This window comes from Shimwellia blattae DSM 4481 = NBRC 105725 (assembly GCF_000262305.1).
Classification (GTDB): Bacteria; Pseudomonadota; Gammaproteobacteria; order Enterobacterales; family Enterobacteriaceae; genus Shimwellia; species Shimwellia blattae.
Genome location: NC_017910.1, coordinates 1,286,618 through 1,303,369 on the forward strand (window position 1 = coordinate 1,286,618; position 16,752 = coordinate 1,303,369).

The following is a 16,752-nucleotide window of genomic DNA, read 5'->3' on the forward strand; positions in this document are numbered from 1 at the left end:
GCCTGAGCAGGATCAGTAGCGAGGTAGATATGCTTATCCTTGATACACTTAATTTCGTGGTTGATATTCTTAAGGTGCCATCCGTACTGGTCGGGCTTATTGCGTTGATTGGCCTTGTTGCCCAGAAAAAGCCCTTTTCTGATGTAGTAAAAGGCACTATTAAAACTATTCTCGGGTTTATTGTTCTCGGTGGCGGGGCAAGTGTTCTTGTCGGATCACTGAACCCGCTTGGCGGTATGTTTGAACATGCATTTACTATTCAGGGAATTATTCCTAATAATGAAGCGATCGTTTCTATTGCGCTGGAGAAATATGGCGCGTCAACGGCGCTGATTATGGCATTCGGTATGGTGGCGAATATTATTGTCGCGCGCTTTACCCGGCTTAAATATATCTTTCTTACCGGGCACCATACGTTCTATATGGCCTGTATGATCGGGGTGATTCTGACCGTTGCTGGCTTTGACGGTGCCGGGCTGGTCTTTACCGGTTCGTTGATTCTCGGGCTGGTGATGGCTGCATTTCCGGCGCTGGCCCAGCGCTATATGAAAAAAATTACCGGCAGTGACGATATTGCCTTCGGCCACTTCGGAACACTAGGCTATATCCTGGCGGGCTGGCTTGGCAGCCTGTGTGGTAAAAACTCCCGCTCTACCGAGGAGATGAACCTGCCGAAAAATCTCAGCTTTCTGCGCGACAGCGCCATTTCGATTTCGCTGACCATGATGGTGATTTACCTGATTATGGCCGTTAGCGCGGGGCGCGAATATGTGGAAACTCAGCTAAGCGGGGAGCAGAACTTCCTGGTCTACGCCATTATTCAGGCCATCACATTTGCAGCCGGTGTTTTTATTATCCTCCAGGGGGTGCGCCTGATCCTTGCCGAGATTGTGCCTGCGTTTACCGGGTTTTCTGAAAAGCTGGTGCCCAGTGCCCGTCCGGCGCTGGACTGTCCGGTGGTCTACCCCTATGCGCCGAATGCGGTGTTGATCGGTTTTTTGTTCAGCTTCCTGGGCGGGATTGTGGGTCTGTTCCTGCTTGGTCAGATGAAGCTGGTGCTGATCCTCCCCGGGGTGGTGCCGCACTTTTTCACCGGTGCGACTGCGGGGGTCTTTGGTAATGCGACCGGCGGGCGACGCGGGGCGATGATCGGCGCTTTTGCTAACGGGTTATTGATAACCTTCCTGCCGGTGTTGCTGTTGCCAGTGCTCGGGGCGCTGGGGTTTGCTAACACCACTTTCTCTGATGCGGATTTTGGGGTTATCGGCATTCTTCTGGGGAACCTGGCCCGTTACCTTTCGCCCTGGGCTATCACGGCGCTGGTGGTGGGGGTTTTTGCTCTGCTGGTTGTGCGCAACGCGGCGGCTGCATCTAAAGCGACCACAGGAGCTAAACCATGAGCCTTGCACAGTTAACCGGCTTTGCCCGGGAGATCCGGATATCTACGCTGAAATCGCTGCTTCACCTCGGGTTCGGTCATTTCGGCGGCTGTATGTCGGTAGTGGAGACCCTGGCCGTCCTGTATGGTCAGGTGATGCGCATCGATCCCCGGGATCCACAGTGGCCCGGGCGCGATTATTTTGTCTTGTCTAAAGGCCATGCCGGGCCTGCGCTGTACAGCGCTCTGGCACTGAAGGGGTATTTCCCGCCCGCCATGCTAAATACGCTCAACCAGAACGGAACCCGGTTGCCCAGCCACCCGGACCGGTTGCTGACCCCCGGGGTGGATGCGACAACGGGCTCACTGGGCCAGGGTGTTTCCATTGCCGGAGGGCTGGCGCTGGCCCATAAGCTGGCCGGGCGGGCGAACCGGGTATTCTGTATTACCGGTGACGGCGAGCTTAATGAAGGCCAGTGCTGGGAGGCATTTCAGTTTATTGCCCACCACCGGCTGAATAATTTGCTGCTTTTTGTGGACTGGAACAAACAGCAACTGGACGGGGCGACTGAGCAGATTATCCGTCCGTTCTCTCTTGCTGAGAAATTCGCAGCGTTTGGTTTTGAGGCCACTACCGTAAAAGGTGACGATATCGCCGGGATCCTGGCGCTGGCATCACCACGCCAGGAAGGGGAGGACCGGCCGCGGGTGGTCATTCTCGATACGGTAAAAGGCCAGGGGGTGCCGTGGCTGGAACAACTGAGCAATTCCCACCATTTGCGGCTTGACGGGCAGATGAAGCAATGCCTCATGGCAAGCATCGAACAACTGGAGGCCCACCATGATTAAGACAGTCGCCCCCGGGGGCACCGATGCCATAGAGATGCGTAACGTGTATGCCGGGTTTATTGCCCGGCAAATTGAGGACGACCACCGTATTATCGCCCTTGAAGTGGATCTGATGAGTTCAATGGCCATGGATAGCGTGCAGCAGCGCTATCCGGAGCAGGTGATCAACTGTGGCATTATGGAGGCCAGTGTTATCGGTACTGCGGCAGGGCTGGCGCTGGCCGGTTACCGGCCATTTGTCCATACCTTCAGTGCGTTTGCCAGCCGGCGATGTTTTGATCAGTTGTTTATGTCGCTGGATTATCAGCGTAATAACGTCAAAGTTATCGCCTCTGATGCAGGAGTAACCGCCTGCCATAACGGCGGCACGCATATGTCATTTGAGGATATGGGCATTGTGCGCGGGCTGGCCCATGCGGTGGTGATGGAGATGACCGACGCGGTGATGTTTCGCGCCATCCTGCACCAGCTTGTGTCTCTTGAGGGGTTTTACTGGGTACGCACCATCCGCAAACAGGCGGCGTCTGTCTATGCCCCCGGTAGCGACTTTACCATCGGCAAGGGCAACGTGGTGCGGGATGGCGATAACATCACTCTGATTGCCTGCGGGATCATGGTAAAAGAGGCGCTGGAGGCCGCAGAGCAACTGGCCCGCGAGGGGATTAGTGCGGCAGTTATCGATATGTTTACCCTCAAGCCTGTCGACCAGGCGCTGATTGTGCAGTACGCACAAAAAACCGGCCGGATAGTCACCTGTGAAAACCACAGTATCTGTAACGGGCTGGGATCGGCGGTGGCTGAAGTGCTGGTGGAGCATTGCCCGGTACCGGTGCGCCGGGTTGGGGTGAAAGGTCGCTATGGTCAGGTGGGCACCCAGCCATTCCTGCAGGAGACGTATGGCCTCACCGCCCGGGATATTTACCAGGCTGCACGCAGCCTGCTTTAACCCCCACAGGTTAGCGGGCAAACTCCCGGCAGATCTGGCGGCTGTTTTCTGCTGTCAGCGGATCACCGGTAAGCCCGCAGTGGCGCTGACCATCCTGCTGCTGGTGAAACCGGCAGTAGCGACACTCACCGTAAATCCGCTCTCCCTGCTGTTGCTGAATGTCACGCAGCAGCAGCTGTAGCTGGTGCTCCAGCTCGGCACCGCCTGCGGGGAGCCGTGGCTGGGCCTGCGCCAGGGATGAGGCATCCAGCGCGCTGGCAAGCGCCTGACGCGCCTGCGGAGTTGGCACCAGGCGCACCAGGCGCTTGTCCCGGGGATCGCCATGTTTTTCCAGCCAGCCGTTACGCTCCAGGCGCCCCAGTGACTGGGATATAGTGCCTTTCGTCAGTCCCAGATACCCGGCAACAGCTCCCGGGGTGTTGGAATAGTCGTTGCAGCGGCTCAGATAGTAGAGGATCTGGATCTGAACGGCCGGTAATGCCTTAAGTTGCGGGTTGCGGTAGAAGGCCATCATTTGCAGATTTGCCAGCCGCTCCAGGGTATCAAACAGGGTCATATGCCACCTCCAGCACCAGATAGTATCGACTCGAAACAATATTGCCAAGTGGCGAAAGATCCTTTACGGTGATTTCGGTATCGATTCGATACCTTTTTCATGGAGAAAATATAATGAGTAAAGTGACTTTCTATCATGCAGGTTGTCCGGTTTGTGTCGGGGCGGAGCAGGCGCTGCTCGGGCTGATTGATCCCCGCCACCCGGTTGAGGTTGTCCACCTGGGGGAAAAACCGGACCAGGTCGCACAGGCGGCCGCTGCCGGTGTGAAAAGTGTTCCGGCGCTGGTGGTGGATGGCGAAGTGCTGCACGTTAACTTCGGGGCGAGCCTGGCGGATTTACAGTAAGGCGTTCTGGCTGTAGAGAGCCCTCGCTGAAAACAAAGGCCACCGCATGCGGTGGCCTTTTCTGTTTCTGTGGGGCAGGGCAATTACAGGGAGGCAATCACCCGGCGCAGCAGGCGGATACGCGGCTCAATGGAGGCAATCTCCAGGTATTCCGCCGGGCTGTGGAACCCGGCACCTACCGGGCCAAACCCGTCGAGGGTCGGGATCCCGAGTGCGGCGGTGTGGTTGGCGTCGCTGCCGCCACCCACGGCCTGCCAGGTGACCGGCACGCCTTCCTGCTGGCCCGCCTGCTCAACCAGTGCCATCAGCCCCTGAGTATCGGCGCTGGCCGCCATAGCCGGTTTGTGGTTAACGGGTTTCAGGGTAGTGGTGACCTCGTCAAGGAACCCCTGCTGGCACAGGGCGCTGAGCTGGCTATTGACGCGCTGGTATTCGTTATTATCCCAGAAGCGCACATCCAGCTCCGCCGTGGCGCTGTCCGGAACCACGTTCGCCGCACTGCCGCCGCTGACAACGCCAATATTCAGCGTGGTGCCCAGCTCCGGGTTGCCCAGCGCATTAATGGCGAGCACCGCCTGCGCCAGAGCGGTAATGGCCGAGCGGCCTTTTTCCGGCTCGTTGCCCGCGTGGGCCGCCACGCCGGAAAAGTGCAGATGGTAACCGGCCATTCCCTTACGGGCCTTGACCAGGGAGCCGTCTGCCCGGGCCGCTTCACACACCAGGACCACCCGGGAGCGCTTTGCCAGCTCGCCGATCCACTGGTGGGAGTGTACGGAGCCGGTCTCTTCATCAGGGTTCATGGCCACCGCAATGGACAACCGCTGCTGGTGCTCCGGGGCAAGGCCGCGAATGGCCCACAGAATATTCAGCAGGCCGCTTTTCATATCGGAAACGCCGGGCCCGTATGCCCGGGTGTCATCCTGGCTGAAAGGGCGCTGAGCCACGGTGCCTTCCGGGAACACCGTATCCAGGTGGCCGACGAGCAGCACATCATACTGGCTGGCCCCGGGTTTATTGGTGACCAGCAGCCCCGGGCCTGCCTGGGGGCCCAGATCGACCTTATCAACCTGCCAGCCCTGCTCGCGCCACAGCCCGGCCATGATCCCGGCAACTTCCGCGACCCCGGCAAGCGTATGGGTGCCACAGTCTACATTGACCAGCTGGCGCAGTTCGGCGAAATAGTGGTTCAGATCCATGAGTTGTTCCTTGTAATGTTCAGTGAGTCCGCGGTTCAGAGAATGATGCGCATCAGCAGCATGGCGAGAAATGCGTTAATAATCGAAATGACTATCATCAGCGGGATGCGTTTAGCTGGCGTGCCGACAACCCCCAGGATGCGCCCCAGGTACTGAACCTGAGAGCCCATCAGGTAGATGGCCGGGGCGAGGATGGCCAGATGTTCACCGGTAAGAATGCCCTTATCAAACAGGCCGATGGCAACGCCAATCGCCCCGCCCATGGACATCCATCCCCCCATCAGCACGGCGGCTGCCTCCCCGGGCAGGCCAAACAGCCCCATCACAGGGGCAAAAATCATCCCCATGATTTTCAGGGTGCCGGTAATTTCCAGCGCCTTGATAATAATAAAAGCCATGACCACGTTAGGCAGGGTGCTGGTGGTGGCAATATTCCACCCTTTGCGGGCACCGGCGACAAAGATATCGGTAACGACCGGGTTACTGGCAGGCTGGCTCATCAGGCTTCTCCTTCGGCAGATTCAGGGGCAGGGCTACGGCGGCGTTGCAGTTTCAGGACCAGGCGCAGGATATTGGCACCGACAATTTTCATCAGAAACATGACGCAAATACAGGCGCCGATGGAGGTGGGCACTGCGCTGGAGCCGTCTGCCAGCATCAGGGTGAACAGAATGGCCCCGGAGGAGAAAAAGTTGGTGATCATCGCCCCGGCGGAAAACTGGAACATGGCGAAAACGTCGCGCTCATCGGCGGTGATTTGCCCTTCATCCGCAAGGTTACGGGTGAGTGATGCGCCCACATCGGTACTTTGCAGGCTGCCTATCAGCGCAAGACCCGCAGTGCCGGAAATGCCCAGCAGCGGGCGCAGCAGTGGGGTAAGCAGGCGGCGGGCGGCGCGCAGTGCACCATAGTGCTCAAGCACGTTAATGGTGCCCAGCGCGAACATCACCCCGGGAATAAGCCCCAGCGCAAACAGAAAACCATCCATTGCGCCATTACCGCCCGCGCCGCGGAAGGTGCTGGTGGTGGTTGCCAGGGTATCACCGTTCAGTGAGGCGCTCCCCACCACCCGGCCAAAGGCGCCGTTCAGGGTGGTAAAGTCAAACACGCCGTACCAGTTGTTGCCACTGAGCAGGCCGGAAAAAAAGACCGCCGCAAAAATCAGCGTAAAGTAGGCTCCCGGCCCTGGCCGGTCTTCCTGTGGTAGTTTGTACTGATTATCCATAACATCTCCTTGTACGTGCCCCCGATGATTGAGGTGTTGCTATTGTGGCGTGGTGTTCAGATAAAATACTGATAAATGTCACTATTTACGGGTAGTAACCTATTGGGATAATTATATTTGTGATGCGATGCAACAATCGGGGAAAAGTTTTACCGGGAGGGGATAGGCCGAAAAAAGCCCGCGTGGTGTTTTTACGATGGTTGTGGCAGGCGAAAAAAAAGGGCCCCTCAGGGCCCTTAGCAGGATCAGCGCAACAAATTACATGGTTGCCTGAATCGCTGTCAGCGCGATGGTGTAGACGATATCGTCTACCAGTGCCCCGCGGGACAGGTCGTTAACCGGCTTACGCATACCCTGCAGCATCGGCCCGATGGAGATCAGGTCCGCAGAACGCTGTACGGCTTTGTAAGTGGTGTTACCGGTGTTCAGATCCGGGAAGATGAACACGGTAGCGCGACCGGCAACCGGTGAGTTCGGCGCTTTGGATTTTGCTACGTCAGCCATTACAGCCGCGTCGTACTGCAGCGGGCCGTCGATCATCAGGTCAGGACGTTTTTCCTGAGCCAGACGGGTCGCTTCGCGTACTTTTTCGACATCGCTACCGGCACCGGAATTACCGGTAGAGTAGGACATCATTGCCACGCGCGGCTCAATGCCGAAGGCTTTGGCAGAATCGGCAGACTGAATAGCGATCTCAGCCAGCTGTTCAGCAGTCGGATCCGGGTTGATGGCGCAGTCACCGTACACATAAACCTGTTCCGGCAGCAGCATAAAGAACACGGAAGAGACCAGGGAGCTGCCCGGCGCAGTTTTGATAAGCTGCAGCGGCGGGCGGATGGTATTCGCGGTGGTGTGAACCGCACCAGATACCAGACCGTCTACTTCGTCCTGCTCCAGCATCAGGGTGCCCAGAACCACGTTGTCTTCCAGCTGTTCGCGGGCAACGGCTTCGGTCATCCCTTTGTTTTTACGCAGTTCTACCAGGCGCGGTACATAGCTTTCGCGTACCACATCCGGATCAACGATTTCGATACCGGCACCCAGCTCTACGCCCTGAGACGCAGCTACGCGGTTAACTTCATCCGGGTTACCCAGCAGTACGCAGGTCGCGATACCGCGTTCGGCACAAATCGCAGCCGCTTTGATGGTGCGCGGCTCGTCGCCTTCCGGCAGTACAACGCGTTTACCGGCTTTACGGGCCAGTTCGGTCAGCTGGTAGCGGAACGCAGGCGGAGACAGACGGCGGCTGCCTTCAGAGTGAGCGCTCAGGGTGTTGATCCACTCGCTGCTGACGAAGCTGGCCACATATTCCTGTACTTTTTCGATACGGGCGTGGTCATCAACCGGTACTTCGAGGTTGAAGCTCTGCAGGCTCAGAGAGGTCTGCCAGGTGTTGGTGTTAACCATAAATACCGGCAGGCCGGTGGCGAACGCGCGTTCACACAGTTTGTTGATGCGCTCGTCCATTTCGTAGCCGCCGGTCAGCAGCAGGGCGCCAATTTCCACGCCGTTCATGGCGGCAAGGCAGGCGGCAACCAGCACGTCCGGACGGTCTGCGGAAGTTACCAGCAGGGAACCCGGGCGGAAATGCTCCAGCATGTGCGGGATGCTGCGGGCGCAGAAGGTCACGGATTTCACGCGACGGGTTTTGATGTCACCTTCGTTGATGATGGTGGCATTCAGGTGATGCGCCATATCGATAGCGCGGGTCGCGATCAGATCAAAGCTCCACGGAATGCAGCCGAGGATCGGCAGCGGGCTGGAGTCTTTCAGCTGCTGAGCGTCAATGTGGACCACTTTCGCTTTGCTGGAATCGTCGAAGATTTCAGACAGGTCAGGGCGGGTACGGCCCTGCTCGTCAACCGGGGCATTCAGCTTGTTGACGATAACACCGGTAATGCTGGTGTTTTTGCTGCCGCCAAAACTGTTGCGGGTCAGCTCGATACGCTCTTTCAGCTGTTCCTGAGTATCGGTGCCCTGGGACATCACGAATACGATTTCGGCGTTCAGGGTTTTGGCGATTTCATAGTTCAGAGACTGGGCGAACTGATGTTTACGGGTCGGCACCAGGCCTTCAACCAGTACCACTTCCGCGTCTTTGGTGTTCGCGTGGTAGTTGGCGATGATCTCTTCCATCAGCACATCTTTCTGGTTGCCGGACAGCAGAGATTCAACGTGGGACATCTGCAGCGGCTCAGCGGTCGGCAGTTTAGATGTCGCACGGATAATGGCAGTGGTCTGATCCAGACCTTCACTACCGCTACGTGGCTGAGCGATAGGTTTGAAAACGCTCAGACGAACGCCTTTGTGTTCCATAGCGCGGATCACGCCCAGGCTGACACTGGTCAGGCCTACGCTGGTTCCGGTAGGAATAAGCATAATAGTACGGGACACGATAAATCCTCTTGAAAACGTCAGACTGACTCTGGCGTGAAAAACAACACCGCCAGCAGGGCTGGCGGTGGGGAATCAGGCAGTCAGGCGGGAAGCATCCTGAGCGATAACCAGTTCTTCGTTGGTCGGGATAACCATCGCGAGGGTGGTGCCTTCTTTGTTGATGAAACCGGATTTGCCGAAACGGGCAGCCAGGTTACGTTCGTGATCAACTTCAAAGCCCAGCACGCCCAGGCGGCCCAGGGACAGTTCGCGAACCATGGCTGCGTTTTCACCGATACCACCGGTGAAGACCACGCCATCCAGGCGGCCATCCATCAGCGCGGTGTAAGCGCCGATGTATTTAGCCAGACGGTGGCAGTACACGTCCATGGCGCGTTTGGCGTCTTCTTTTTCGCGGTAGTTGTCTTCAACATAGCGGCAGTCGCTGGTGACTTCGGTCAGACCCAGCAGGCCAGACTCTTTGGTCAGCATTTTGTTGATCTGATCAACGCTCATGCCCAGAGTGTCGTGCAGGTGGAAGACGATAGCCGGATCGATATCACCAGAACGGGTACCCATCACCAGGCCTTCCAGCGGGGTCAGACCCATAGAGGTGTCAACGCACTTACCGTTGCGGATAGCGGAAACAGAACCACCGTTGCCCAGGTGGCAGGTGATGATGTTCAGCTCTTCAACCGGTTTGTTCAGCATTTTGGCCGCTTCCTGAGTCACGAAGAAGTGGCTGGTGCCGTGTGCGCCATAGCGACGGATGCTGTGCTCTTTGTACAGGCTGTACGGCAGCGCATACAGGTAAGATTCTTCCGGCATGGTCTGGTGGAACGCGGTATCGAATACAGCCACGTTTTTGTCTTTCAGATTCGGGAAAGATTTCATCGCTTCTGCGATACCGATCAGGTGAGCCGGGTTGTGCAGCGGTGCAAAAGAGGCTGCATCTTTGATACCCTGGATAACAGACTCGTCAATCACCACAGAGCTGGTGTATTTCTCACCACCGTGAACGATGCGGTGACCGATAGCGGTCAGCTGCGCAGACAGTTCAGGTTTCTGAGCCAGAATGGTGTTAACGATAAAGTTCAGTGCTTCACTGTGAGCGGCACCGCCACCCAGGGCAGCTTCGTGTTTGTTACCGTCTAATTTCCACTTGATGCGGGCTTCAGGAAGATGGAAACATTCAGCTAAACCAGACAGGTATTCGTCACCGTTTACAGCATCGATAATTGCGAATTTCAGTGAGGAGCTACCGCAGTTGAGAACCAGTACTAACTTACTCGACATGGAAGTACCTATTTTTGATACGTGGCTAAAAAAACATCAGACAGCTTACAGCGTAGCGTAAGTTAAGACTGACATTTATGATTAACGTCATGTCTGAAGCGTATTCTGACAGGACGAAAGAAACTATCTTGAGTTTATGCCATTTTGCGCGAATTTCCGGCGCTGGCATAATGTGCGATAATTGATCAGCACCTGACGCGATCAGGAGCCATTCAGAATGGCGCACAGGATACCTGATTGCACAAGGTCATGACAAAATATTTTGAACGTTGTAAACACGAGTTGTTATTTTGCATAAAAATTTTATTTTTTATCTGTGGAGTTGAGGTAACGCCATGTCGACACCCGAAAATGGCTCAGTGAGCTGGTTCAGCCTGTTTCGTCGGGGGCAGCACTATGCCGCGACCTGGCCGCTGGAGAAGCAGTTAGCACCGGTATTCGTTGAGAACCGACTGATTCGCGCTACCCGCTACGCGATCCGCTTTATGCCGCCGGTGGCGGTTTTTACGCTATGCTGGCAAATCGCCCTTGGCGGCCAGCTGGGCCCGGCAGTGGCCACGGCGCTGTTTGCCCTGAGCCTGCCCATGCAGGGGCTGTGGTGGCTGGGGAAACGCTCGGTTACCCCGCTGCCGCCGGCGATTCTGAACTGGTTTTATGATGTGCGTAGTAAACTGGAGCAGGCAGGGCAGGCGCTGGCGCCGCTGGAGCGCAAGCCAGACTACCAGGCCCTTGCTGATACCCTTAAGCGCGCATTTCGCCAGCTGGATAAAACGTTCCTGGACGATTTATAATTTTTTGATTTGGATAAGGAAACAGCGCACTTTTTCGCATTCTGTGTACCGGTTCCGGTAGCTGTAACGATTCAGTGGCTAAACTATTGCGGTTATCTTTTTCAGCAGGCACCGCCTGCCTACAGGAGTTAGAAATGGAAATGACCAATGCCCAGCGTCTGATTTTGTCGAATCAGTACAAAATGATGACCATGCTTGACCCCGATAACGCGGAGCGTTATCGCCGGCTGCAAACGATTATTGAGCGTGGATACGGGCTGCAAATGCGCGAACTGGATCGGGAATTTGGCGAGCTGAAAGAGGGCGTGTGCCGCCAGATCATCGACATTATGGAGATGTACCACGCGCTTCATGTCTCCTGGACCAATCTCAACTGCCAGTCTATCGACGAGCGCCGGGTCACCTTTATGGGGTTTGACGCGGCCACCGAAGCCCGCTACCTGAGCTATGTGCGTTTTATGGTCAATACCGAAGGGCGCTACACCCACTTTGATGCGGGCACCCACGGGTTTAACTCCCAGACGCCAATGTGGGACAAATACCTGCGGATGCTCAGCGCCTGGCACGCCTGCCCGCGTCAGTATCACCTGAGCGAAAACGAAATCAGCCAGATTCTTAATGCCTGACGGGGTGATTATGTTGAAGTGTAACGGGTTTTTGTTTGATCTCGACGGTACACTGGTGGATTCGCTGGCGGTGGTAGAGCGCTCCTGGTGCCAGTGGGGGGATCGTTTCGGTATCCCTCATCAGGAGATTTTGCAGTTTATCCACGGGAAACAGGCGATAACCTCCCTGCGCCATTTTATGCCCGGCCAGCCGGAGTCGGCGATTCAGGCCGAGTTTCTGGCGCTGGAAAAGCTCGAAGCCAGCGATACTGACGGCATTCACGCCCTGCCCGGGGCTCGCGAGCTGCTGGCGCGCCTGGACGATAACCAGATCCCCTGGGCGATAGTCACGTCGGGCTCGATTCCGGTGGCCTCTGCCCGGCGAGAAGCCAGCCAGTTACCGGCACCAAAAGTGCTGGTGACCGCAGAGCAGGTTCAGCACGGTAAACCCCGGCCGGATGCCTACCTGCTGGGGGCCGAGCGCCTGGGGCTGGAGCCTGCCGATTGCGTCGTCGTTGAAGACGCCCCGGCGGGGATTGCCGCAGGCCTTGCGGCCGGGTGTAAAGTTATCGCAGTTAACGCACCGGCCAGCACCCCGGATCTTGACCGGGTTGATATGGTGCTCGATAGCCTTGAGCAACTGATTGTTGAAGTGCTGCCCGGCGGGGAGATAGCCCTGAAAAAGCGCACCTGATTGCCGCCAGACACGCCAGCGCCCCGCATTCTGCGGGGCGTTTTTTAATGTTTATTGCGCAATGCGGTCTGGCGCTTTATCCCTTTGATATACACCAATATGCGCAGGGGCCATTTTATGGCATGCTGCGGTTACCTTTAGTTCAGACAAGGACCCGTCGTGACAAGTGAACTGTTGTGGGTAATCTCCTTACTGGCCGTTGCGGTCATTTTCTTTGCCACCGGCAAGCTGCGCATGGATGTAGTGGCGCTGCTGGTGATTGTAGCCTTCGTGCTGAGCGGCACGCTGACCATAAGCGAAGCCTTTGCCGGGTTCAGCGATCCCAATGTGATTCTTATTGCGGCGCTGTTTATTATCGGTGACGGGCTGGTGCGCACCGGTGTGGCAACCAATATGGGGGCCTGGCTTATCCAGGTGGCGGGCAGCAGCGAAACAAAAATGCTGGTGCTGCTGATGCTCACCGTGGCGGGGCTGGGGGCGTTTATGAGCTCAACCGGCGTGGTGGCGATATTTATCCCCGTGGTGCTGAGTGTCTGCGCGCGCATGAAAACCTCCCCCTCGCGCCTGATGATGCCCCTGAGCTTCGCCGGGCTGATAAGCGGCATGATGACCCTGGTCGCCACCCCCCCGAACCTGGTGGTAAACAGTGAGCTGATCCGCGAAGGGCTGCACGGCTTTTCATTTTTCAGCGTCACCCCCATAGGCCTGGTGGTGCTGGTGCTGGGCATTCTCTATATGCTGGTGATGCGCTTTACGCTGAATGACAAAAACAGCGATGACAATAAAGATGGCTGGAAGCGCAGCACGTTTCGCGACCTGATTAAAACCTATCGTCTGAGTGGCCGGGCGCGGCGTTTGTCTGTCCGGATTGGCTCACCCATGGTTGGGCATACGATTGATGAGCTGAAACTGCGCGAGCGCTATGGCGCTTATGTGATTGGCCTGGAGCGCTGGCGGCGTTTTCGCCGGGTGATGGTGAATGTTAACGGCCAGACCGAATTCCGCGCCCGCGACGTGCTGCTTATTGATATGTCCGCCTCTGAGGTGGATCTGCGTGAATTTTGCAGTGAAAACCTTCTGGAGCCGATGGTGCTGCGCGGGGAGTATTTCTCCGACCAGGCCATGGACGTGGGGATGGCGGAAATCTCGCTGATCCCGGATTCAGAAATGATCGGTAAAACCCTGCGCCAGATGGGCTTTCGCAGCCGCTACGGCCTTAACGTGGTGGGGCTGAAGCGCAATGGCGAGGCCATGGACGGGGTGCTGGTGGATGAGCCCCTGCAACTGGGCGACATTCTGCTGGTGGTGGGGGGCTGGAAGCTCATCAGCCTGCTGGGCACCCAGAACCGGGACTTTCTGGTGCTGAACCTGCCGGTCGAAGAGCTGGATGCCTCCCCGGCTCACAGCCAGGCGCCCCACGCCATTTTTTGCCTGGCGCTGATGGTCGCCCTGATGCTGACCGACGAGATCCCAAACCCCATTGCGGCCATTATCGCCTGCCTGTTGATGGGCAAATTTCGCTGTATCAGCGTGGAGAGCGCCTACAAGGCTATCCACTGGCCGAGCATTATTCTGATTGTCGGGATGATGCCCTTTGCCATGGCAATGCAAAAAACCGGCGGGGTGGACTTAATCGTTAAAGGGCTGATGGGGGTGGGCGGCGGTTACGGGCCGTACGTGATGCTTATCTGCCTGTTTGTGCTGACCGCCGGGATAGGGCTTTTTATCTCCAACACCGCAACGGCCGTGCTGATGGCGCCCATCGCACTGGCCACGGCGAAATCCATGGGCCTGTCGCCATACCCGTTTGCCATGATAGTGGCAATGGCGGCCTCTGCGGCGTTTATGACGCCGGTCTCCTCACCGGTCAATACCCTGGTGCTGGGGCCGGGTAACTATAAATTCGGGGATTTTGTTAAGCTCGGGGTGCCGTTCACGCTGCTGGTGATGGTGGTGTGTGTGCTGCTGGTGCCGGTGCTGTTCCCGTTCTGATGCACAACCGGGGCGGCGTGCCCCGGTTTTTTCACCGCCTTACAGGGGGGAGTTATCGTTCATTTCGTCCAGCGATAGCTCAAACCCCGGCACGAAGACCTGCATAAAGTAGTCCATTTCATCGCTGCGCCGCGCTTCAAGGGTTTTCTCCAGCCGGTTTTTCGCCAGCCGGAACTCGTTATTACCGGCGGCCAGCTCTTCAAGGCACTTCAGATAGGCGCACAGGGCATCGGCCTGTTTGACGATGGCTTTTTCTTCCTCACTGAACTGCTGCTCGTCAATCAGTGGCGCAAAGGCATCGCGCAGCGCTTCCGGCACCATGGTTATCAGCTTCTGGCGGGCTATCTCTTCGATGGCTTTATATTCGTGGGCAATCTGGCGGTTGAAGTATTTTACCGGGGTGGGCAGGTCGCCGGTCAGCACTTCACCGGCATCGTGGTACATGGCCAGCAGGGCGATACGCTCGGCATTGACATTTCCCTGGCAGATGCGGTTTTTGATGATAGCCAGCGCATGGGCCACCATGGCTACCTGCAGGCTGTGTTCAGCAACGTTTTCGGTGCGCACATTGCGCATCAGCGGCCAGCGGCCAATCAGTTTTAAACGGGATAAATAGGCGAAAAAGTGGCTCTGGTTCATAGACGGTCTCTGTTACAGCGAGGTAGAACCATTGTGCGGGCAGCGTGGGGAAGATGCAATTGCAATCCTCCCCACGGGGAGTGGCGTTTACTGATGGTAGCCGGAGAGGAAACGGCCAAATTTATGGATAGCCATATCCAGATCGTCAATACGCGGCAGGGTGACAATACGGACATGGTCCGGCCACGGCCAGTTAAAGGCGGTGCCCTGAACCAGCAGGACCTTCTCCTGGAGCAGGAAATCCAGCACCATTTTCTGGTCGTCGTGGATATTGAACTTTTTGGCATCAATACGCGGGAACATATACAGCGCCCCCTGGGGTTTGACACAGCTTACCCCGGGGATCTCATTGATAAGCTCCCAGGCCCGGTTGCGCTGCTCATAGAGCCGCCCGCCAGGGACAATAAATTCACTGATGCTCTGATACCCGCCCAGCGCCGTCTGGATAGCGTGCTGGGTGGGAACGTTGGCACACAGCCGCATTGACGAGAGCATATCCAGGCCCTCGATATAGCCTCTGGCGTGCTTCTTCGGCCCGCTGAGCACCATCCAGCCCTGGCGGAACCCGGCCACCCGGTAGGTTTTGGACAGGCCGTTAAAGGTCACGGTCAGCAGATCCGGCGCCAGTGCCGCAATGGACTGATGCTGCGCCGCATCGTAGAGGATCTTGTCGTAGATCTCGTCGGCAAAAATGATCAGGTTGTGCTGGCGGGCGATCTCAACAATCTCCTGCAGCAGCTCTTTTGAGTAGACCGCCCCGGTTGGGTTGTTCGGGTTAATTATCACGATCCCCCGGGTGCGCGGGGTGATTTTGGCGCGAATATCGTCCAGATCCGGGAACCAGCCGGCGGACTCATCGCACAGGTAGTGCACCGCTTTACCGCCAGAAAGGGAGACCGCCGCGGTCCACAGCGGGTAGTCCGGGGCGGGCACCAGCATTTCGTCACCGCTGTTAAGCAGCGCCTGCATGGCCTGAACAATCAGCTCAGAAACCCCGTTGCCGATGTAGATATCCTCGACGGTAACGTCGCGAATGCCCCGGGCCTGATAGTGCTGCATAATGGCTTTACGGGCAGAGTAGAGCCCTTTGGAATCACAATATCCCTGGGCTGTGGGCAGATTGCGCAGCACATCAACCACTATCTCATCCGGGGCTTCGAACCCGAAAGGGGCAGGGTTGCCGATGTTCAGTTTCAGAACTTTGTTGCCTTCTTCTTCAAGACGCTTTGCTTCTTTAAGAACCGGGCCGCGAATGTCGTAACAGACGTTGTCTAGTTTGCTGGATTTTTCGATAGGGGACATCAACCTTAACCTTTATTGTTGTTGCTCGCTTCCCGCCGTGGAAGGACGCCGCAAACAATGTACTACTGTGGTTCATGGTTTGAAAGGGCAAAGTCGTGCGGCACGGTGCAGTTAATGGCGGGTTTTTTATGTACGAACAGGTCAGGGGCGCTTATGAGTATTATGTAATAATTAATAGGCTATATTTAAATGCTCTTATTAATTATCGAAATAATGTTTCATTTTTTGCTGCGCATCGCATTTATTAATAATATTGTTAGCAATAGTTGCTTAGCGGTAATATTTTTTCATTAGTAAATCTTAAATATCCCGCAAAAAATGGTCGCGCGCAGTTTGCGAACATTGTTTTTATATGGCGTAAAATGTTAATGACTCTGAACTAATGGGCTGTTGTGTATTGTTATATGGCATGATATGTAAGCATTTTGGCTTAACCGGATGTCCGTTGTGTAAAAAATATCGTTTTAAAACAGGCACAATACAGAATTACACATATAAAAAGAGAAAGAGATCAGATTATTCGCAATAAAACTTAAACGAACAGTAAATTTGATATAAGATAC

Annotated in this window: 16 protein-coding genes; 8 read left to right on the plus strand and 8 right to left on the minus strand. The window is 56.2% G+C overall.

Annotation, left to right across the window (positions count from 1 at the left end; all coding sequences use genetic code 11):
• The first annotated feature begins 29 nt into the window (after positions 1-29).
• The 3 genes from EBL_RS05990 to EBL_RS06000 are packed head-to-tail and all read left to right on the plus strand — an operon-like array spanning position 30 to position 3,173.
• Positions 30-1,400 (plus strand): PTS ascorbate transporter subunit IIC, encoded by a 1,371-nt coding sequence (locus tag EBL_RS05990; protein WP_002439741.1) that lies wholly within the window; start codon positions 30-32, stop codon positions 1,398-1,400.
• Positions 1,397-2,227, plus strand: coding sequence for a transketolase (locus EBL_RS05995; RefSeq protein WP_002439743.1), 831 nt, complete (start codon positions 1,397-1,399; stop codon positions 2,225-2,227). The genes EBL_RS05990 and EBL_RS05995 overlap by 4 nt, the downstream gene beginning before the upstream one ends.
• The gene (locus tag EBL_RS06000; protein WP_002439744.1) at positions 2,220-3,173 is read left to right on the plus strand and encodes a transketolase family protein; all 954 of its coding nucleotides are present in this window, start codon (positions 2,220-2,222) and stop codon (positions 3,171-3,173) included. The genes EBL_RS05995 and EBL_RS06000 overlap by 8 nt, the downstream gene beginning before the upstream one ends.
• 10 nt (positions 3,174-3,183) lie before the next feature.
• On the opposite strand, the gene EBL_RS06005 is transcribed toward EBL_RS06000, so the two are convergent.
• Complete coding sequence (locus EBL_RS06005; protein WP_002439745.1) at positions 3,184-3,729, minus strand: MarR family winged helix-turn-helix transcriptional regulator; 546 nt, start codon at positions 3,727-3,729, stop codon at positions 3,184-3,186.
• 113 nt (positions 3,730-3,842) lie between these two features.
• On the opposite strand from EBL_RS06005, the gene EBL_RS06010 reads away from it, so the two are divergent.
• Entirely contained in the window at positions 3,843-4,073 is a 231-nt protein-coding gene (locus tag EBL_RS06010; RefSeq protein WP_002439746.1) for a thioredoxin domain-containing protein, read from the plus strand.
• 83 nt (positions 4,074-4,156) lie between these two features.
• Here the strand turns inward: EBL_RS06010 and EBL_RS06015 are convergent, their stop codons facing one another.
• From EBL_RS06015 to ackA, 5 genes are all read right to left on the minus strand, one after another.
• The gene (locus EBL_RS06015; protein ID WP_002439747.1) at positions 4,157-5,269 is read right to left on the minus strand and encodes a M20 family metallopeptidase; all 1,113 of its coding nucleotides are present in this window, start codon (positions 5,267-5,269) and stop codon (positions 4,157-4,159) included.
• Between the two features lie 35 nt (positions 5,270-5,304).
• Positions 5,305-5,769: a YjiG family protein gene (locus EBL_RS06020; RefSeq protein WP_002439750.1), complete on the minus strand. Its 465-nt coding sequence runs from the start codon at positions 5,767-5,769 to the stop codon at positions 5,305-5,307.
• Positions 5,769-6,494, minus strand: coding sequence for a nucleoside recognition domain-containing protein (locus tag EBL_RS06025; RefSeq protein ID WP_002439751.1), 726 nt, complete (start codon positions 6,492-6,494; stop codon positions 5,769-5,771). Before EBL_RS06025 ends, EBL_RS06020 begins: the two co-directional genes overlap by 1 nt.
• Before the next feature lie 258 nt (positions 6,495-6,752).
• Positions 6,753-8,888: a phosphate acetyltransferase gene (gene pta / locus EBL_RS06030; protein ID WP_002439752.1), complete on the minus strand. Its 2,136-nt coding sequence runs from the start codon at positions 8,886-8,888 to the stop codon at positions 6,753-6,755.
• 75 nt (positions 8,889-8,963) lie between these two features.
• Positions 8,964-10,166: an acetate kinase gene (gene ackA, locus EBL_RS06035; protein ID WP_002439755.1), complete on the minus strand. Its 1,203-nt coding sequence runs from the start codon at positions 10,164-10,166 to the stop codon at positions 8,964-8,966.
• A 335-nt stretch (positions 10,167-10,501) separates the two neighbouring features.
• Here ackA and yfbV point away from each other — a divergent pair, with 335 nt between their 5' ends.
• From yfbV to EBL_RS06055, 4 genes are all read left to right on the plus strand, one after another.
• Positions 10,502-10,957, plus strand: a complete 456-nt coding sequence (gene yfbV / locus EBL_RS06040; protein ID WP_002439756.1) for a terminus macrodomain insulation protein YfbV — start codon at positions 10,502-10,504, stop codon at positions 10,955-10,957.
• Positions 10,958-11,091: 134 nt separating this feature from the next.
• Entirely contained in the window at positions 11,092-11,583 is a 492-nt protein-coding gene (locus EBL_RS06045; RefSeq protein WP_002439758.1) for a YfbU family protein, read from the plus strand.
• Between the two features lie 13 nt (positions 11,584-11,596).
• On the plus strand, positions 11,597-12,256 hold the full coding sequence (locus EBL_RS06050; protein ID WP_002439760.1) for a sugar phosphatase: 660 nt from the start codon (positions 11,597-11,599) through the stop codon (positions 12,254-12,256).
• Between the two features lie 159 nt (positions 12,257-12,415).
• Positions 12,416-14,248, plus strand: a complete 1,833-nt coding sequence (locus tag EBL_RS06055; protein ID WP_002439762.1) for an SLC13 family permease — start codon at positions 12,416-12,418, stop codon at positions 14,246-14,248.
• Positions 14,249-14,287: 39 nt separating this feature from the next.
• Here EBL_RS06055 and yfbR read toward each other — a convergent pair whose 3' ends face one another.
• Together yfbR and EBL_RS06065 are read right to left on the minus strand one after the other, a co-directional pair.
• Complete coding sequence (gene yfbR, locus EBL_RS06060) at positions 14,288-14,887, minus strand: 5'-deoxynucleotidase (protein ID WP_002439764.1); 600 nt, start codon at positions 14,885-14,887, stop codon at positions 14,288-14,290.
• 87 nt (positions 14,888-14,974) lie between these two features.
• Positions 14,975-16,189: a pyridoxal phosphate-dependent aminotransferase gene (locus EBL_RS06065; protein WP_002439766.1), complete on the minus strand. Its 1,215-nt coding sequence runs from the start codon at positions 16,187-16,189 to the stop codon at positions 14,975-14,977.
• Positions 16,190-16,752 lie beyond the last annotated feature (563 nt).